The 18,010-nt window shown below is 71.3% G+C and carries 15 protein-coding genes; 11 read left to right on the top strand and 4 right to left on the bottom strand.

The window, feature by feature from the left end; all coding sequences use genetic code 11:
* Positions 1 to 96: 96 nt before the first annotated feature.
* From CP975_RS06225 to CP975_RS06205, 5 genes are all read left to right on the top strand, one after another.
* Positions 97 to 1,167: a quaternary amine ABC transporter ATP-binding protein gene (locus CP975_RS06225; protein ID WP_055536160.1), complete on the top strand. Its 1,071-nt coding sequence runs from the start codon at positions 97 to 99 to the stop codon at positions 1,165 to 1,167.
* The gene (locus tag CP975_RS06220; RefSeq protein WP_055536156.1) at positions 1,160 to 3,775 is read left to right on the top strand and encodes an ABC transporter permease/substrate binding protein; all 2,616 of its coding nucleotides are present in this window, start codon (positions 1,160 to 1,162) and stop codon (positions 3,773 to 3,775) included. The genes CP975_RS06225 and CP975_RS06220 overlap by 8 nt, the downstream gene beginning before the upstream one ends.
* A 139-nt stretch (positions 3,776 to 3,914) precedes the next feature.
* Complete coding sequence (locus CP975_RS06215; RefSeq protein ID WP_055536157.1) at positions 3,915 to 4,904, top strand: hypothetical protein; 990 nt, start codon at positions 3,915 to 3,917, stop codon at positions 4,902 to 4,904.
* Between the two features lie 153 nt (positions 4,905 to 5,057).
* A complete protein-coding gene (locus CP975_RS06210; protein ID WP_030782982.1) occupies positions 5,058 to 5,633 on the top strand; it encodes a helix-turn-helix domain-containing protein in 576 nt (191 codons plus the stop codon).
* Between the two features lies 1 nt (position 5,634).
* Positions 5,635 to 6,354, top strand: coding sequence for a helical backbone metal receptor (locus tag CP975_RS06205; RefSeq protein ID WP_055536158.1), 720 nt, complete (start codon positions 5,635 to 5,637; stop codon positions 6,352 to 6,354).
* Here the strand turns inward: CP975_RS06205 and CP975_RS06200 are convergent.
* A complete protein-coding gene (locus tag CP975_RS06200; protein WP_199783235.1) occupies positions 6,323 to 7,342 on the bottom strand; it encodes a TDT family transporter in 1,020 nt (339 codons plus the stop codon). The two genes, CP975_RS06205 and CP975_RS06200, sit on opposite strands and share 32 nt — an antisense overlap.
* 177 nt (positions 7,343 to 7,519) lie before the next feature.
* On the opposite strand from CP975_RS06200, the gene CP975_RS06195 reads away from it, so the two are divergent.
* Positions 7,520 to 8,512, top strand: coding sequence for a LysR family transcriptional regulator (locus CP975_RS06195; RefSeq protein WP_150476643.1), 993 nt, complete (start codon positions 7,520 to 7,522; stop codon positions 8,510 to 8,512).
* A 47-nt stretch (positions 8,513 to 8,559) separates the two neighbouring features.
* Here the strand turns inward: CP975_RS06195 and CP975_RS06190 are convergent, their stop codons facing one another.
* The 3 genes from CP975_RS06190 to CP975_RS06180 form a co-directional block, all read right to left on the bottom strand.
* Positions 8,560 to 9,246 (bottom strand): gamma-glutamyl-gamma-aminobutyrate hydrolase family protein, encoded by a 687-nt coding sequence (locus CP975_RS06190; RefSeq protein ID WP_055530193.1) that lies wholly within the window; start codon positions 9,244 to 9,246, stop codon positions 8,560 to 8,562.
* 34 nt (positions 9,247 to 9,280) lie between these two features.
* Complete coding sequence (gene eat / locus CP975_RS06185) at positions 9,281 to 10,726, bottom strand: ethanolamine permease (RefSeq protein ID WP_055530191.1); 1,446 nt, start codon at positions 10,724 to 10,726, stop codon at positions 9,281 to 9,283.
* A gap of 139 nt (positions 10,727 to 10,865) precedes the next feature.
* Positions 10,866 to 11,651, bottom strand: coding sequence for a FadR/GntR family transcriptional regulator (locus CP975_RS06180; RefSeq protein WP_246201413.1), 786 nt, complete (start codon positions 11,649 to 11,651; stop codon positions 10,866 to 10,868).
* Positions 11,652 to 11,726: 75 nt separating this feature from the next.
* Here CP975_RS06180 and CP975_RS06175 point away from each other — a divergent pair, with 75 nt between their 5' ends.
* From CP975_RS06175 to CP975_RS06155, 5 genes are all read left to right on the top strand, one after another.
* On the top strand, positions 11,727 to 13,097 hold the full coding sequence (locus CP975_RS06175; protein WP_055530189.1) for a glutamine synthetase family protein: 1,371 nt from the start codon (positions 11,727 to 11,729) through the stop codon (positions 13,095 to 13,097).
* 19 nt (positions 13,098 to 13,116) lie between these two features.
* Positions 13,117 to 14,481 carry an aldehyde dehydrogenase family protein gene (locus CP975_RS06170; protein WP_055530187.1) on the top strand — a complete coding sequence of 455 codons (1,365 nt, stop codon included), beginning with the start codon at positions 13,117 to 13,119 and terminating at the stop codon, positions 14,479 to 14,481.
* Positions 14,478 to 15,260: a 3-oxoacyl-ACP reductase gene (locus tag CP975_RS06165; protein ID WP_055530185.1), complete on the top strand. Its 783-nt coding sequence runs from the start codon at positions 14,478 to 14,480 to the stop codon at positions 15,258 to 15,260. Before CP975_RS06170 ends, CP975_RS06165 begins: the two co-directional genes overlap by 4 nt.
* A gap of 78 nt (positions 15,261 to 15,338) precedes the next feature.
* Positions 15,339 to 16,655 (top strand): haloacid dehalogenase-like hydrolase, encoded by a 1,317-nt coding sequence (locus CP975_RS06160; RefSeq protein WP_055530197.1) that lies wholly within the window; start codon positions 15,339 to 15,341, stop codon positions 16,653 to 16,655.
* A 22-nt stretch (positions 16,656 to 16,677) separates the two neighbouring features.
* Positions 16,678 to 17,985, top strand: a complete 1,308-nt coding sequence (locus CP975_RS06155; RefSeq protein WP_055530183.1) for an HAD family hydrolase — start codon at positions 16,678 to 16,680, stop codon at positions 17,983 to 17,985.
* Positions 17,986 to 18,010 lie beyond the last annotated feature (25 nt).

The raw sequence follows: 18,010 nt of genomic DNA, 5'->3' as shown, positions 1-18,010 counted from the left end.
TCAACATTTCGATCGGGCAAATGGCCCGAAGCCATCGCGTTCCACGGCCTGCCGGCGGGGGAGACGGGCCGTCTTGGTTCAACCCGAGAGGTGTATGTGTCCAGGCTCCAGGCCGAGCATTTGTACAAGGTGTTCGGCAGACGACCCGCCGACGCGGTGGAGAAACTCCGCCACGGAGCCGACCGGGAGGAGCTGCGCGCCGACGGCACCACCGCCGCCGTGATCGACGCCTCCTTCACGGTCGAGCCGGGCCAGATCTTCGTCGTCATGGGTCTCTCCGGATCAGGCAAGTCCACGTTGCTGCGCATGCTCAACGGGCTGTCGGAGCCGACGGCCGGTCACGTCCGCTTCGACGGCCAGGACCTCACCGAGCTGAGCGCGCGCGAGATGCGCCAGGTGCGCTCCAAGAAGATCAGCATGGTCTTCCAGCACTTCGCGCTCTTCCCGCACCGCAGCGTCCTGGAGAACGCCGGGTACGGCCTGGAGGTGCAGGGCGTACCGCGCGCCGAGCGCGAGAGGCGCGCCACCGAGGCGCTGGAGCTGGCCGGCCTCAAGGGCTGGGAGAAGTCCTGGCCCGACGAGCTGTCCGGCGGCATGCAGCAGCGCGTGGGCCTGGCCCGCGCGCTCGCCACCGACGCCGACCTGCTCCTGATGGACGAGTCGTTCAGCGCGCTCGACCCGCTGATTCGGCGCGACATGCAGGACCAGCTCCTCGAACTCCAGAAGCGGCTGAAGAAGACCATCGTCTTCATCACCCACGACCTGAACGAGGCCATGCGTCTGGGCGACCAGATCGCCGTCATGCGCGACGGCCGCATCGTCCAGATCGGCAACGCCGAGGACATCCTGGTCACCCCGGCCAACGACTACGTCGCCGCGTTCACCCAGGACGTCGACCGCTCCCGGGTGCTGACCGCGGGCGCGATCATGGCCGAGCCGGAGGGCGACTTCGTGCCGGCCGACGCCCCCGCCACGGTCACCGCGGACACCCCGATCATCGAGCTGTTCACGCCGTGCTCCACCAGTGTCGTGCCGGTCGCCGTGACCGACGCGGACGGCAAGCTCGTCGGCGTCGTGCCGCGGGCGCGGCTGCTGGCCGTACTCGGCGAGCCGATGAGCCCCGAGGACGAGCCGCAGGAGAGCGAGAAGGTGGTCAGCGGTGCCTAGGATTCCCTTCGGCGAGTGGGTCAACGACAGCGTCGACTGGCTCCTCAGCCACATGTCCTGGCTGTTCGACTTCTTCAAGACCGTCTTCCAGGGCGCCTACGACGGCATAGCCGACGTCCTCCAGGCGCCCGAGCCGCTGCTGCTCGCGGGCATCTTCGCCGTCGTCGCGTTCTGGCTGCGCGGTGTGGTCGCCGGTGTGCTTACCTTCGCGGGCTTCGCGTTCATCGTGTCGCTGGAGCTGTGGGACCACGCGATGATGACGCTGGCCCTGGTGCTCGTCTCGACGATCATCGCGCTCGTCATCTCCGTGCCCGTGGGCATCTGGGCGGCACGGTCGAGCACGGTCAGCGGCATCGTCCGCCCGGTGCTCGACTTCATGCAGACGCTGCCGGCGATGATCTACCTCATCCCCGCCATCCTCTTCTTCGGGATGGGCGCCCCCGCGGGCATCGTCGCCACCCTGATCTTCGCCCTCGCCCCCGGCGTCCGCATGACGGAGCTGGGCATCCGCCAGGTCGACAAGGAACTGGTCGAGGCCGCGGACGCGTTCGGCACCACGCCGCGCAACATCCTGCTCCGCATCCAGCTGCCCCTCGCCCTCCCCACGATCATGGCCGGTGTCAACCAGGTCATCATGCTGGGCCTTTCCATGGCCGCCATCGCGGGCATGGTCGGCACGGAGGGCCTCGGCGCCGACGTCAACGAGGCCATCGGCCAGCTCAACGTGGGCCTCGGCTCCGAGGCGGGCGTCGCCATCGTCATCCTGGCCATCTACCTGGACCGGATGACCAGCTCGCTCGGCACCCAGGTCTCCCCGCTGGGCCGCCGCGCCGCCGCCAAGGTGCGGGCCGCGCGGGGCCTGAACATCTGGACCTACCGTCCGCAGGCCGCCGTCGCGGTCGTCGGCGTGGTCGTCCTCGCGCTCGTCGCGGGCGGCATGGGCGTCTTCGGCGGCTCGAAGTCCGAGGAGGCCGCCGCCACGGACGGAACCAACGTCGGCCAGGGCACGCGGATCAACATCGGCTACATCCCCTGGGACGAGGGCGTGGCCTCCACCTTCCTCTGGAAGGAGATCCTGGAGCAGCGCGGCTTCAAGCCGCAGACCAAGCAGCTTGAGGCGGGCCCCCTCTACACCTCGCTCGCCCAGGGCGGCGTCGACTTCCAGACCGACGCCTGGCTGCCGACGACGCACGCCTCGTACTGGAAGAAGTACGGCGCCAAGCTGGAGGACATGGGCGCGTGGTTCGGCCCGACCTCGCTGGAGCTGTCCGTGCCCTCGTACGTGAAGGGCGTCGACTCGCTGGCGGACCTCAAGGGCAAGAGCGGCACGTTCAAGGGCAAGATCGTCGGCATCGAGTCGAGCGCCGGGATGATGGGGCTGCTCAAGGACAAGGTGCTGAAGGAGTACGGCCTCGACAAGGAGTACAAGGTCGTCGACGGCTCCACGCCCGCGATGCTGGCCGAGCTGAAGCGCGCGTACGCCAAGAAGGAACCGATCGTCACCACGCTCTGGTCGCCGCACTGGGCGTACAGCGACTTCGACCTGAGGAAGCTCAAGGACCCGAGGGGCGCCTGGGGCAAGGGCGACGGCGTGCACACACTGGCGCGCAAGGGCTTCTCCGAGGAGAACCCGCAGGTCGCCAAGTGGCTGAAGGACTTCAAGATGAGCGAGAAGCAGCTCACGGGTCTGGAGGCGGAGATCAACAAGGCGGGCAAGGGCAAGCAGCAGGAAGCCGTCCGCGCCTGGCTGAAGAAGAACCCGGGTGTCGTCGACGAGCTGGCCCCGCTGCCGAAGAACTCCACCCCCGTCGAGGCGAAGCGTCCGCTGAACGCCGCGTATTTCGCGTGGGACGAGAACATCGCCGTCACCAACCTGTGGAAGCGCGTCCTGGAGAAGCGCGGCTACAAGATGAAGCTGACGCCGTCCGACGTCGGCCCGGTCTACACCGCTCTCGCGCAGGGCGATCTCGACCTGGATCTCGACGCCTGGCTGCCCACGACCCAGAAGCAGTACTGGGGGAAGAACAAGGCGAACCTCAAGGACCTGGGCTCCTGGTACAGCCCGACGTCGCTGGAGGTCGCCGTCCCGTCCTACGTCAAGGACGTGAAGTCGCTCGCGGACCTCAAGGGCAAGGGCGACACGTTCAAGGGCAAGATCATCGGCATCGAACCCGGCACGGGTGTGATGACGGCGCTCAAGGACAAGGTCCTGCCCGGCTACGGCCTCGACAAGGAGTACAAGATCGTCTCCGGTTCGACGCCCGCCATGCTCTCCGAGCTGAAGTCGGCGTACGCCAAGAAGGAGCCGGTCGCGGTCCTGCTCTGGTCGCCGCACTGGGCGTACAACGAGTACGAGCTGACCAAGCTGAAGGACCCCAAGACCGCCTTCGGCAGGGGCGACACGATCCGCACGGTCTCCAGCAAGCAGTTCCCCGAGCAGTACCCGCGGCTCACGAAGTGGCTCAAGGACTTCAAGATGAGCGAGAAGGAACTGGCCGGCCTGGAGAACGAGATCAACAAGGCGGGCAAGGGCCATGAGCCCGAGGCCGTCGACGCCTGGCTGAAGAAGAACCCGGGCTTCGAGGAGAAGATGACGGCCGCGAAGTAACACCGGCCGACCGGTGTCTCCCGAGGGGTGGGCCTCGCTTGTGGCGAAGCCCACCCCTTTCGGCGTTCCCGCGGCGGCCTCGACTCCTTAGCCTCGACCGGGCACCTTCTGAAAGACAACTGAACGTGAGACCCCACCCGTGACCGCAAGGCAGCCGAGAACGGCGCTGTTCACCGTCGCCGCCGTGCTCGCCCTCGCCGCCGCCCTGCTCCTCGCGCAGCTGGCCCGGGCCGACGCCGCCCCCGCCTCCGCCGGCACCGCACGCCTGACCGCGCTCGCCGGGGACGTGACGGCCGCCGACGGCCACCGCTACGGCGCGCGGGACCACACCGGCCGCACCATGGACGCCGCGCAGATCGAACAGACCCAGGACGGCCGCTACCTCGCCGTCTACCACACGCTCCTGTCCGACGGCCGCTTCCACGCGGCCCTCGCCACCTCCGCCGATCTGCGGTACTGGCAGCGCCGCCACGACTTCGGGCCCGGCACGCACCAGGCCTCGCTCGCGCACGACGGACGCGGCGGCTACGTCCTCGCGTACGAGAAGGACCCCCGCAACCACATAGCCGTCCGTGCCTACGAGGACCTGGCGGCGCTGCTCGACGGGCGCGCCCGCCGGTCCTTCGACGCCCCGCTGACCCTCTCGCGCTGCGCCGAGGGGACCCCGAGCATCACGTCCGTGCGCGGTGCCACCGTCCACCTCACCGGGCACTACCGCGCGGGCTGCGACACCGACCGCCAGCTGCGCGCCACGCTCACCGGCTTCCGGCACTGGCACGCCGAGCCCGACCGGCGCCTGGACCGCGCCGTGCGCGCCTGGGGCACCGGCGGCAACATCGGCGACCGGTCGCCCGTCGAGCTGGGCAAAGAGCGCGTGGTCCTCATCGAGGGTCAGGGGCGCCGGTCGGACTTCGGCAGCTGGGGCACGTACGCCTACGACCCCGTGAGCGGCCGCGCCGACAGCCTCGACGTCCGCACCCACGGCGGCAGCCGCGCCTTCGCCAACCCCTCCGCGACCCTGCTGACCGATCCGCGGGGCAGGCCCGCCCTGCTCGTCAGCCTGTTCATCCCGCGTGAGGGTTCCGCACCCGGGGAGGCCGGGCAGCTGCTGTACTGGCACAGGCTGTAGCCGGCCGGCCGCGCACCGGGGTATCCGGCCATCCGCGCACCCGGGCATCCGGCCATCCGGGCAACGGGGCAGAACCGTTTGGCGAACATGCGTAGGGTGCAGAAAACCCCTCAGGGTTGAGAGCGGGCCGACGCGCTGAAGGGAGCCGAGGCGATGGACGAGCAGAAGGAGACCCTGCGGGTGGGCTCGGCCGTGCGGCGCCGCCGCCGGCAGCTGGAGCTCACCCTCGCCGTCGTCGCCGAGCGCAGCGGCCTGTCCGTGCCGTTCCTCAGCCAGATCGAGAACGAACGCGCCCGGCCCAGCAGGCGCTCCCTCCTGCGCGTCGCCGACGCCCTGCGCACCACCGACGTGGAACTGCTCGCCGCGGCCGACCCCGCCCGCACCGTCGAGGTGGTGCGCGCGGACGACGACACGGATCTGGACACCTCGACGCCCGACGCGCGGGTGCGCCAACTGGCGCGCGGCCACCACCAGCTCCAGGTCCTGGAATTCATCGGGGACCACGACGAGGGCCGCGAGTTCCAGCACAGGAACGACGAGTTGCTGTACGTCGTCGAGGGCGCCGTCGAGATGGAGGCGGAGGGCCGCGCCTACCGCCTCGGGCGCGGCGACAGCCTGTTCCTCACCGGCGGGGTGCGCCATCGCTGGCGTGCCACGGTGCCGGACACGCGGGTCCTGGTGGTCGCCGTGGGGGACCACATCGAGGCGGTGGACGACGGGGGGCGCTGAGATGCGGGTCGTCTCGCTCGTGCCGTCGCTGACCGAGGCGGTCGCCGTGACCGTGCCGGGCGTGCTGGTCGGGGCCACCGACTGGTGCAGCCATCCGGTGGACCTCGATGTCACCCGCGTGGGCGGGACGAAGAACCCCGACGTGCCCCGGATCATCGCCCTCGCGCCCGACCTGGTGATCGCCAACGAGGAGGAGAACCGCGCCCCCGACCTGGCGGAGCTGCGCGCGGCGGGCATCGAGGTCCTCCTGACCGAGGTACGCACCCTGGACCAGGCCTTCCGGGAGCTGCGGCGGGTCCTCGCCGCGTGCGGGGCCGGGCGGCCGCGCTGGCTGGAGGAGGCGGAGGCGGTGTGGTGGGACCCGCCCTGCCCGTCCGTCCGGCTCAGGGCGGCGGTCCCCATCTGGCGTCGGCCGTGGATGGTTCTCGGCCGTGACACGTTCGCGGGGGACCTGCTCGCCCGGATGGGCGTGGACAACGCGTACGCCGCACACACCGAACGCTATCCGCGCGTCCCCGTGGAGGAACTGCGCGCGGCGGAGCTCGACCTGGTGGTCCTGCCCGACGAGCCGTACCGCTTCACGCGTGAGGACGGCCCCGAGGCGTTCTCGACGCGTACGCCGGTCGCGCTGGTCAGTGGCCGCCATCTGACCTGGTACGGGCCCTCCTTGGTGGAGGCCCCCGCCGTGCTCAGCGCGGCGCTGCGAGCAGCCTGCCGGTGACGACGCCGCGCAGGGTGTGGGTCAGCGCCACGGCCCAGGCGGCCAGGAGGAAGACGTAGAGCCCGGCCGCGAGCCAGTCGAACACGGCGAGCCCGGTGTGCTTGCCGAGGCCCTCCGCGCCCGTCACGCAGGTGCCGACGGGGAAGGTGAACGCCCACCAGGTCATCGCGAAGCCCATGCCGCCGCGCCGGGCCCGCCGCACCATGGCGAGCGCGAGTGCCAGCCACAGGAGGGCGAAGCCCGTCACCGGTACGCCGTAGAGCACGGCGAGGGCGAGGAAGCCCTGGTCGAGCGGGGCGGGTACGACGCCGGGGGCGGCGTCCGCGAACTTGTTTGCGGCGGTGGTCGACTGGCCCAGGGGGCCGAGCACGAGGAAGAGGGTGGGGGTGAGCGCGGCCGGCAGCGGGCCCGCGGTCACCAGGCGGGCGAATATCACCGGCAGCATGACCAGGGTGGCGAGCAGGCTCAGACCGAACATCGCGCAGCACGCGTACAGCATGGTCTGCTGGGCCTGGCCCGCGGGCAGGTGCGGGATGAGCAGCGGGCCGACGGCGGCCGACACCATGGGGGCCACCACGGGCAGCAGCCACACGGGCGAGGCCTGGTCGGCGGTGATGCGGTGCCGGACCACCATCAGGTACGGGACGGCGACGGCCGCGGCGAGCCCGAGGGCGGCGCCGAGGGTGAACAGCACGGCGTCTAGCGCGACGGCGGGGCCGGTGCCGATCCAGTCCGCGCCCACGAGCAGGGTGCCGGCGCCGACCGCGGTCAGTGCCATCGACAGACAGCCGTAGAAGGGTGCGACGGCCGGGTCGAGGAGATGGGCGCGGGCCTGGTCGCGGTGGTGGATCCAGTGCGCGGCGCGGGCGGTGAGCAGCACGGCGAGCATCGCGAGGGAGAGCGCCCAGACGGCGGTGCAGGTCGTACGCAGCCCGGTGAACCGGTAGGGGAGGGTGGCGCCGGCGTTGGCTATGACGGCGGTGCCCATGACGGACGCGTACCAGTTCGGGCCGAGGTGGCGGACCGCGGGGAAGCGGGTGCCGGGGGCCGAGGGGGTGGTGCGGAGGAGGGGGCGGGGTGGGCGGCGGTGACCATGGATTCAGCGTCGTCCAGGGGCGGGGCCTCCACCAGGGAGTACGCTCCTATGGGGGCATAAGCTGGCTTTATGAGTCAGCCCTCTTCCGCCGCCTCCCCGCCCGCCTCGGCGGAGGCGTCGCTCGCGCACCGCGTCCCCGACCTCGGGGCGCTCCAGCTGCTGCTCGCCGTGGCCCGGCTCGGCAGCCTCGGACGGGCCGCGCGGGAGCTGGGCATCACGCAGCCCGCGGCGAGCGGCAGGGTCCGTGCCATGGAGCGGCAACTCGGCGTCGCGCTCGTCGACCGGTCGCCGCGCGGCTCGCGCCTCACGGACGCGGGGGCGCTCGTCACGGACTGGGCGGGGCGGATCGTGGAGGCGGCGGAGGCCTTCGACGCGGGGGCGCAGGCGCTGCGCGACCGGCGGGACTCACGGCTGCGGGTCGCGGCGAGCATGACGATCGCCGAGTATCTGCTGCCGGGCTGGCTCATCGCACTGCGGACCCAGCGGCCGGACACGGCCGTCTCGCTCCTCGCGGGCAACTCCGCGGCCGTGGCGGCCCGGTTGCTGGCCGGTGAGGCGGACCTCGGCTTCGTCGAGGGGCTCACCGTGCCGGCCGGCCTCGACGGCGTGGTCATCGCGCACGACCGGCTGGTCGTGGTGACGGCGCCCGGGCACCCCTGGGCGCGGCGCGGCAGGCCGCTGGGCGCGGCGGAACTGGCGGCGACCCCGTTGATCCTCCGCGAGGAGGGCTCGGGCACCCGGCAGGTCCTCGACGCGGCACTCGGCGGTCTGGCCCGCCCGCTGATCGAACTGTCCTCCACCACGGCGGTCAAGGCATCGGCGGTCAGCGGCGCGGGCCCCTCGGTCCTGAGCGAGCTGGCGGTGGGCGAGGAACTGGCGGCGCGGCGCCTGGTGGAGATCCCCCTGGACGACGTGCTCCTGCGCCGCGAACTCCGGGCGGTCTGGCCGACGGGGCATCGGCCGGCGGGACCGGGGAGGGATCTGCTGGGGCTCACGCGGACGAGCGGCGTGTTCGCGAACGAACAAGGTGTGCACAACTCCGGCCAGAGCCCACAGGGGTAGCGACGGCCCGCACCGTTCGAGTGGGTCGCACCGTACGAGCGGCCCGCTCAGGAAGCGGCCCGGACCAGTGCTGTCATGACGCGCGTGTCCTCGCCCGCCTCCGGGTGCCACTGCACGCCCAGCGCCCAAGCGGGGGAGGGGAGTTCGATGGCCTCCACCGTGCCGTCCTCCGCGTGGGCCGAGGGGGCGAGGTCCCTGCCGAGGCGGTCCACGGCCTGGTGGTGGTAGGTCGGTACGCCCGTGCAGGCGTCCGGGACGATCGACTCGTAGAGCGTGCCCGGCACCGGCTTCACCGTGTGCGTGCCGAAGACGCCCGGCAGTTCCACGTGCCCCTCCAGGTGCTGGACCAGCGTCCCGCCGAGCGCCACGTTCATGAGCTGCATGCCCCGGCAGATGCCGAGCAGCGGCGTCCCCGAGGCCAGCGCCGCCTCGATCAGGGCGAGTTCCCAGGCGTCCCGCTCCCGCGCCGGCGGCCCCGTGCGCGCCTCGCGCTCGGCGCCGTACCGCACCGGCTCGACATCGGGCCCGCCCGCGATGACCACACCGTCCAACCGGGCGACGACGGAACGCGCGTACGAAGGATCGTCCGGTGGAAGCATCGCGGCGATGCCGCCCGCCGCCTGCACCTGGCGCGGGTACCCCACGGGCAGCAGGGCCGCGGGCAGTTCCCACACGCCCCAGCTCGCCCTCGACTCCAGGTAGGTGCTGACACCGATCAGCGGCCTGGTGCTCAATCTGTTCTCCTTCGTGGTGCCGTCCTTGAGATCATCAGTCGCGAGTCAACTCTGCCTCGGCCGCCGCGAGCGCCGCGAACTCCTCCTCCGGCGCGCGCGCCACGAGATGCTTGCGGCTGTAGCTCCCGAAGTACGCGATCGCGACCGCGTACACCCCGAGCGCGATGAGCGCCGCCGTCACGTCCACCAGGAAGGTCGCGACCAGCGCCGCGCAGGCGAGGACCAGCGCGACCGACGAGGTCAGGACGCCGCCGGGGGTGCGGTAGGGGCGCTCAAGACCCGGCTCGCGGCGGCGCAGCACGATGTGCGACAGCGACATCAGGGCGTACGAGATGGTTGCGCCGAACACCGCGACGTTCAGCATGCGGGCGCCGTCGCCGGTCGCCGCGGCGAGCCCGAAGCCGATCGCGCCGGGGACGAGCAGGCCGAGGTAGGGGGCCTTGCGGCTGCTGGTGAGGGAGAGGAAGCGGGGCAGATAGCCCGCGCGGGAGAGCGCGAAGAGCTGGCGCGAGCCCGCGTAGATGAGGGAGAAGAAGGACGCCACCAGGCCCGCAAGACCGGCGTAGTTGATGACGCGGCTCAGGCCCGTCGCCTCGCCGTCCGGCTGGAGCGCCTCGACCAGGGGGTTGCCCGCGTCCTGGATCGCGTCCGCGCCGCGCGCGCCGGCCGACGCGAAGAAGGTGAGGAGCGCGAGGGCGACGAGGATGGCCATGGACCAGCGGATCGCGCGCGGCAGCGTACGCGCCGGGTCCTTCGTCTCCTCGGCCGCCAGCGGCACCCCCTCGACCCCAAGGAAGAACCACATGCCGAAGGGGAACGCCGCCCAGATGCCGAGCAGGCCCATCGGGAGCCAGGAGTTGGCGCCGAAGGCGTCCGCCTCGACGGGGATGTCGTTGAGCTTCGACGCGTCGAAGTCCATGAACGCGCCGACGGCGAAGACCAGCAGCGCCGCCACCGCGATGCCGGTCACGACGAAGCTGAAGCGCAGCGCCTCGCCGACGCCCCACAGGTGGATGCCGATGAAGATGACGAAGCAGGCGAGGTAGACCGGCCAGCCCGAGGTCAGGCCGAAGAGGCCGAGCGACGCGACGTAGTCGCCGATGAAGATGGAGATCGCGGCGGGCGCCAGGATGTACTCGATGAGGATGGCCGTGCCCGTCAGGAAACCGCCCCAGGGGCCGAGCGCCCGGCGCGCGAAGCCGTAGCCGCCACCCGCCGTGGGCAGCACGGACGACAGCTCGGCGAGCGAGAAGACCATGCACGCGTACATCACGCCCATGAGCGCCATGGCGATGCCGAGGCCGCCGAAGCCGCCCTCGGCCAGACCGTAGTTCCAGCCCGAGAAGTCGCCCGAGACGACGTAGGCGACGCCGAGCCCGGTGAGCAGCAGCCAGCCCGCGCTGCCCCGGCGCAGCGTCCGGCGCTCCAGATAGTCGTCCGCCGGTTCGGCTGGGCTCGGCTTGCTGGACTCCACGGTCATGGCACGGCTCCCCTACGACGGCACTGCGGCGGGTGACTCAATGGAACGGATCCATACCTTTGCCGTCCGGGGGGCGAGAAAGCAAGACCCCTGCGTTACGCGATGGTTAACCGCTCCTCACACGCGCCCTCCTGGCTCCTCAGGTCAAGAATCCCCGCAGCAGCGCCGCCGTCCCCGCGCAGTGCTCGCGCATCATCTCCCGCGCCCCGTCGGCGTCGCCGTCGAGCACCGCCTCGACGAGCGCGGTGTGCTGGCGCTGCGAGTGCTCCAGGTTGCGTACGAGGAGCGGGATGCAGTCCAGGAGGTCGTTGACGGTCGCGCGGACCGCCGCGTACTGCGCGGTGAGCGTCGGTGACCCGCACAGCTCGGCGAGCGTGAGGTGCAGCAAAGTGTCCAGGCGGCGGTACTCCGACAGCGGGGCGTCGTGCGTCTGTGCGAGCGCCGTGCGCAGCCGGTCGGCCTGCTCGCCGTCCAGGCCGTGCGCCGCGCAGAGCCCGGCGGCGCCCACCTCCAGGACCTCGCGGAAGCGCAGAGCGTCCTCCACGTCGACGTCCTTGATGCGGCGGCGCAGCTCGTCCTCGCCCGGCGCCTCGGGGCGTGGCCGTACGAACGTGCCGCCGTAGCGCCCGCGCCGCGACTCGACCAGCCCCTGGTCCGTCAGCACCTTCAGGACCTCGCGGAGCGTGACCCGGCTGATGCCGAGGCGGTCGGCCAACTCCCGCTCCGACGGAAGGCGTTCACCGCCCGGCACCAAGCCGAGGCGGACGACCTGGAGGATCTGCTCCAGGGCCTCCTCGAAGCCGTTGCCCGCCCGCACCGGGCGCAGCACCGGAGTCAGCCGGTCGTCGTCGTGTGCCGCGGGCGATGTCGTGGGCGCTGCCGCGGGCGATCCGCCCTCTTCCGTGCGCTCTTCCGAGTGCGACATGTCCGTACCCCCTTCCCAAGCAAAGGTTCTCCGCAATACCTTATGGCTCCCGGCTGACCCAAGGAGGCATTTCCCGTGGCAGACCGCACACCCCCGCTCGCCGTCCAGGAGCTGACGGCCCTGGTCGCGAGCGGCGAGATCGACACTGTCGTCCTGGCCTTCCCCGATATGCAGGGGCGGCTCCAGGGCAAGCGGTTCGCCGCCCGCTTCTTCCTCGACGAGGTCCTCGAACACGGCACGGAGGGCTGCAACTACCTCCTCGCCGTCGACCCGGAGATGAACACCGTCGACGGATACGCGATGTCCTCCTGGGACCGCGGCTACGGCGACTTCGCCATGCACGCCGACCTGAGCACCCTGCGCCGCGTCCCCTGGAACGAGGGCACTGCGATGCTGATCGCCGACCTCGCCTGGAGCGACGGATCGCCCGTGGTCGCCGCGCCCCGGCAGATCCTCCGCCGCCAGCTGGAGCGCCTCGCCGAGCTGGGCTACACCGCGCACGTCGGCACCGAGCTGGAGTTCATCGTCTTCAAGGACACCTACGAGCAGGCCTGGGACGCCGGATACAAGAACCTCACCCCGGCCAACCAGTACAACATCGACTACTCCGTCCTCGGCACCGGCCGCATCGAGCCGCTCCTGCGCCGCATCCGCAACGACATGACGACCGCCGGCCTGGTCGTCGAGTCCGCCAAGGGCGAGTGCAACCCCGGCCAGCACGAGATCGTGTTCCGCTACGACGAGGCCCTCGTCACCTGCGACCAGCACGCCATCTACAAGACCGGCGCCAAGGAGATCGCGGCCCAGGAAGGCGTCTCGCTCACCTTCATGGCCAAGTTCAACGAGCGCGAGGGCAACTCCTGCCACATCCACCTCTCGCTCCAGGACGCCGACGGGAACAACGTCATGCGGGGCTCCCAGGACGACCCGGGCGGGATGTCACCCGTCATGCGGCACTTCCTGGCCGGACAGCTCGCCGCGCTGCGCGACTTCTCCCTCCTCTACGCGCCCCACATCAACTCCTACAAGCGGTTCGTGCCCGGCTCCTTCGCGCCGACCGCCGCCGCGTGGGGCTACGACAACCGCACCTGCGCCCTGCGCGTGGTCGGCCACGGCCGCTCGCTGCGCTTCGAGAACCGGCTGCCCGGCGGCGACGTGAACCCGCACCTCGCCGTCGCCGGGCTCGTCGCGGCCGGCCTGTACGGCATAGAGCACAAGCTCGAACTGCCGGACGAGTGCACCGGAAACGCGTACACCGGCGACTACGAACACGTCCCCACCACCCTGCGCGAGGCCGCCGAGCTGTGGGAGAACAGCCCCATCGCCAAGGCCGCCTTCGGCGACGAGGTGGTCGCGCACTACCGCAACATGGCGCGGGTCGAGCTGGACGCCTTCGACTCCGCGGTGACCGACTGGGAGCTCCGCCGCTCCTTCGAACGCATGTGAGGCAGCCTTGCTTGAGGTCATGAAACTCGACGTACTGAACCCGGCGACGGAAGAGGTCGTCGCGACCGTCCCCGCCGCCACCGCGCAGGACGTCGACGCCGCCGTCACCCGGGCCGCGCGGGCCCAGGAGCAGTGGGCCGCGGCCGCCCCCGCCGACCGGGCCCGGCTGCTGCGCCGCTTCGCCGCCCAGGTCGACGACCACCTCGAAGAGCTGGCCCGCCTGGAGGTGCGCGAGGCCGGTCACGTCATCGGCAACGCCCGCTGGGAGGCAGGCAACGTCCGTGACCTGCTCGACTACTCGGCCGGTGGGGCCGAGCGGCTGAGCGGCCGGCAGATCCCCGTGCCCGGCGGCCTGAACGTCACCGTCCTCGAACCCCTCGGGGTCGTCGGCGTCATCGCTCCCTGGAACTTCCCGATGCCGATCGCCGCGTGGGGCACGGCTCCCGCCCTCGCGGCGGGCAACGCGGTGATCCTCAAGCCGGCCGAGACGACGCCCCTCACCGCGCTGCGCCTCGCCGAACTCGCCCTGGCGGCCGGCCTCCCCGAAGGCCTCTTCCAGGTCCTGCCCGGCGAGGGCGCCGTCGCGGGCAACGCGCTCGTCGAACACCCCGGCGTCGCCAAGATCGTCTTCACCGGCTCCACCGGCGTCGGCAAGCGGATCATGGCCTCGTGCGCCGACCGGGTGAAGCGCCTGACCCTCGAACTCGGCGGCAAGAGCCCGAACATCGTCTTCGCCGACGCCGACGTGGAAGCGGCGGCCCTCGCCACCCCCATGTCGTACCTGGACAACTCCGGCCAGGACTGCTGCGCCCGCACCCGCGTCCTCGTCCAGCGGTCGGTGTACGACCGCTTCCTGGAGACCGTGCGGCCCGCGATCGAGTCGGTCGTCGTCGGCGACCCGTCCGACGAGAAGACCCAGATGGGCCCGCTGATCTCCAGGACCCAGCTGGACCGCGTCCGCGCCTACGTCACCCCGGGCGAGGGCATCCACGGAACGGCCCCCGAGGGCCCCGGCTTCTGGTTCCCGCCGACCCTGCTCACCGACGTCGACCCCCAGGCCCCGGTGGCCACGGAGGAGGTCTTCGGCCCCGTCGCCGTCGTCATCCCCTTCGAGGACGAGGCCGACGCGATCCGGCTCGCCAACGCCACCGACTACGGCCTGTCCGGCTCCATCTGGACGCGGGACGTCGGCCGGGCCCTGCGCGTCTCCGCGGCCGTCAAGGCCGGGAACCTCTCCGTCAACTCGCACTCCAGCGTCCGCTACTGGACACCCTTCGGCGGCTACAAACAGTCCGGCCTCGGCCGTGAACTCGGCCCCGACGCCCTGCACGCCTTCACGGAAACCAAGAACGTCTTCATCAGCACGGAAGGTCCCGCACAGTGACTGAGCAGAACATCTGCCGCCGCCTCGTCGGCCGCACCGCCGTCATCACCGGCGCCGGCAGCGGCATCGGCCTCGCCACCGCGCGCCGCCTCGCCTCCGAGGGCGCGAACGTCGTCTGCGGCGACATCGACGAGAGCGCGGGCAAGGCCGCCGCCGAGGAGGTCGGCGGGACCTTCGTGAAGGTCGACGTCACCGACGCCGAGCAGGTCGAGGCGCTCTTCAGGACGGCCTTCGACACCTACGGCTCCGTCGACATCGCCTTCAACAACGCGGGCATCTCGCCGCCCGACGACGACTCCATCCTGGACACCGGCCTGGAGGCCTGGAAGCGCGTCCAGGAGGTCAACCTCACCTCCGTCTACCTCTGCTGCAAGGCCGCCATCCCCTACATGCGGCGCCAGGGCAAGGGCTCGATCATCAACACCGCGTCGTTCGTGGCGCGGATGGGCGCCGCGACCTCGCAGATCTCCTACACCGCGTCCAAGGGCGGCGTCCTCGCCATGTCCCGCGAGCTGGGCGTGCAGTTCGCCCGCGAGGGCATCCGCGTCAACGCGCTGTGCCCCGGCCCCGTCAACACCCCGCTCCTCCAGGAACTGTTCGCCAAGGACCCCGAGCGCGCCGCGCGCCGGCTCGTGCACATCCCGGTGGGCCGCTTCGCCGAGGCCGAGGAGATGGCGTCCGCGGTGGCGTTCCTCGCCAGCGACGACGCCTCGTTCGTGAACGCCACGGACTTCCTCGTCGACGGCGGCCTCACCGGGGCGTACGTCACGCCCCTGTAGTTCATCCTCCGGCCACCACCCCGTCAGCCGGGCGTCGCGCGACGCCCGGCTGACCTGCGTAGACACGGGAGCGTGTTCGTGAACCTCAAGCGCCGCGCCGTCGCGGCCGCAGCCGTACTCGCCGTCGCCTCGGCCGGTCTCCTCACCGTCCAGGCCACCGCGGAGGCCACCCAGACCGACCCCGGGGAGCGGCCCGCCCCCTGTCCCGACCTCACCGTCTCGCGCGGCTGGCACGGCGAGAACAAGGCACGGCTCCAGCGCATGATCGACACGTACGGCCACTGCGGGGCCCGCGGCCACAAGGGCGGCGCCAAGCCCGTCGCCACCTTCGACTGGGACAACACCGTCATCAAGAACGACGTCGGTGACGCCACCATGTTCTGGATGCTGCGCCACGGCAAGATACGCACGCCCCGGGGCGGCGACTGGCGCACCACCAGCCGCTATCTCACCGACCCGGCGGCCGGGGCCCTCGCGAAGGCGTGCCCCGCCACGGGCGCCACGCTCCCCACCCGCAGCGACGCCGCCTGCGCCGACGAGATCCTGTCCGTCTACGGCGAAGGCACCACCACCTCGGGCAAGGCCGCCTTCGCCGGCTTCGACCACCGCCGCATGGAGCCGCAGTACGCCTGGCTCGCCCAGCTCACCCGCGGCTGGTCCACCCGCCGGGTGAAGCACTTCGCGGCCGCCGCCCGTCAGGAGAACCTCGCCGCGCCCATCGGCGCCGAGCAGCGCGTCGGCACCGGCAAGGTCACCGGCTGGGTCCGCTACTACGACCAGCAGCGCGACCTGATCCGCACGCTCAAGAAGGCGGGCTTCGACGTGTACGTCGTCTCCGCGTCGCCCGAGCCGGTCGCCGAGGTCTGGGCGCGGGGCGTGGGCATCGACGCCCGGCACACGATCGGCATCCGCAACGTCACCGCGCGCGGAATGCTGACCGCCCACCTCAAGGGCTGCGGCACGGTCAGGGACGGCGACGACTCGATGATCACGTACATCGACGGCAAGCGGTGCTGGATCAACCAGGAGATCCACGGCGTGCGCGGCGCCGCCGCCGAGAAGGTCCAACCGGCCGCCAAGCGGCAGGTGTTCGCCGCGGGCGACTCCGACACCGACATCTCCTTCCTGCGCGACGCCACCCGCCTGAGGCTCGTCCTGAACCGCAACAAGAACGAGCTGATGTGCCGCGCCTACGACAACGGCGACGGCCGTTGGCTGGTCAACCCCATGTTCATCGAGCCCAAGGGCGAGAAGGCCGACCCCTACCCCTGCGCCACCACCGGCTACACCGAACGGGACGGCACACCGGGCCCGGTGCGCCGTACGGACGGCTCCGTGATCCCCGATCAGAGGGACACGGTGTACGGGGCGCCGACACCGTCGTCAGCTCCCTAGAAAGGATGTACGGTCCACTCACATGCGTAACAGAAACATTTTGGCGCTGACCCTGGCCGCTGCCGCCACCCTGGCAGCCGTGCCGGCAGCTCTCCCCGCGGCCGCCGCCACGGCCGTGCGCCCGTCCAACTCCCTTACCCCCGGCGGGCATTGCCCGCAGCTGTCGAAGAAGCTCGACTGGTACGGCGACAACCGCGCCAAGCTCCAGCGGGTGATCGACGAGCGCGGCCGCTGTTCGAACCCCGGTCTCGGCCACGGCGGGAAGCGCCCGGTCGCCGCCTTCGACTGGGACAACACCGTCGTCAAGAACGACGTCACCGACGCGACCATCGCCTGGTCGCTGCGGCACGACAAGATCCTGCGCCCCAAGAGCTGGAAGTCCACCAGCAAGTGGCTGACCGACGACGCGGACCGCGCCCTCACCAAGGCCTGCGGCACCGGCGTCCCCGTCGGCAAGCCGCTGCCGACCTCCACGGACACCGACTGCGCGGACGAGATCTTCGAGGTCCGCGAGGACGGGAAGACGATGAGCGGCGCCGCCGCCTTCGCGGGCGAGTGGGACCACCGCCACACCGTTCCGCAGTACGCCTGGGTGCCGCAGCTCTTCGCCGGGCACACCGTCCCGGAACTGGAGTCGTACGCCGCGCAGGCCCGCAAGGAGGCGCTCGCCGCCCCCGTCGGCGCCACGCAGACCGTCGGCACGCACGAGATCCCCGGTTACGTCCGCTACTACGACCAGCAGCGCGACCTGATCCGCACCCTCAAGAGGGCCGGGTTCGACGTCTACATCGTCTCCGCGGGCTCCGAACCGGTCGCCGAGGTGTGGTCGAGGAGCGTGGGCATCGACCGCGCGCACACCATCGCCATCCGCTCCGTCCTGGACGGCAGGGGCCGCATCACCCCCTGGAACCAGGGCTGCGGCGGCGTGCCCGTGAACAAGGGCGAGGCCATCCCCTACATCGACGGCAAGCGCTGCTTCATCAACCAGGAGATCTTCAAGATCAAGGGCAAGTCCGCCTGGGAGAAGCAGGAGCGGAGCCACCGCATCGCGCTCGGCGGCGGCGACGCCGACACGGACGTGACGTTCGTCGGCGACGCCACCGGGGCGCACCTCGTGCTGAACCGCAACAAGAGCGAGTTCATGTGCCGCGCGTACGACAACGCCGACGGCCGGTGGGTCGTGAACCCGATGTTCATCGAGCCGATGCCGCGGAAGAGTGGCGGCTACCCGTGCGCGACGAGCGCGTACAACGAACACGACGGCCGCAAGGGCCCGGTGCTCCGCGAGGACGGGTCGGTCGTGCCCGATCAGCAAGACTCGGTGTACTGATCGTCGAGGCACGTCCTAGAGTGCC

Origin of the sequence: Streptomyces alboniger, from assembly GCF_008704395.1 — a bacterium.
Lineage (GTDB): Bacteria > Actinomycetota > Actinomycetes > Streptomycetales > Streptomycetaceae > Streptomyces > Streptomyces alboniger.
The sequence above is the reverse complement of the archived record's forward strand: the minus strand, read 5'-3'. Positions and strand labels throughout refer to the sequence as shown.

Excerpts from the sequence above, each read along its gene's own strand:
- CP975_RS06170 (WP_055530187.1), top strand. The coding sequence starts at position 13,117 with ATGAAACTCGACGTACTGAACCCGGCGACGGAAGAGGTCGTCGCGACC.
- CP975_RS06155 (WP_055530183.1), top strand. The coding sequence starts at position 16,678 with ATGCGTAACAGAAACATTTTGGCGCTGACCCTGGCCGCTGCCGCCACC.
- CP975_RS06210 (WP_030782982.1), top strand. The coding sequence starts at position 5,058 with ATGGACGAGCAGAAGGAGACCCTGCGGGTGGGCTCGGCCGTGCGGCGC.
- CP975_RS06180 (WP_246201413.1), bottom strand. The coding sequence starts at position 11,651 with ATGTCGCACTCGGAAGAGCGCACGGAAGAGGGCGGATCGCCCGCGGCA.
- CP975_RS06200 (WP_199783235.1), bottom strand. The coding sequence starts at position 7,342 with ATGGGCACCGCCGTCATAGCCAACGCCGGCGCCACCCTCCCCTACCGG.
- CP975_RS06205 (WP_055536158.1), top strand. The coding sequence starts at position 5,635 with ATGCGGGTCGTCTCGCTCGTGCCGTCGCTGACCGAGGCGGTCGCCGTG.
- CP975_RS06195 (WP_150476643.1), top strand. The coding sequence starts at position 7,520 with ATGAGTCAGCCCTCTTCCGCCGCCTCCCCGCCCGCCTCGGCGGAGGCG.
- eat (WP_055530191.1), bottom strand. The coding sequence starts at position 10,726 with ATGACCGTGGAGTCCAGCAAGCCGAGCCCAGCCGAACCGGCGGACGAC.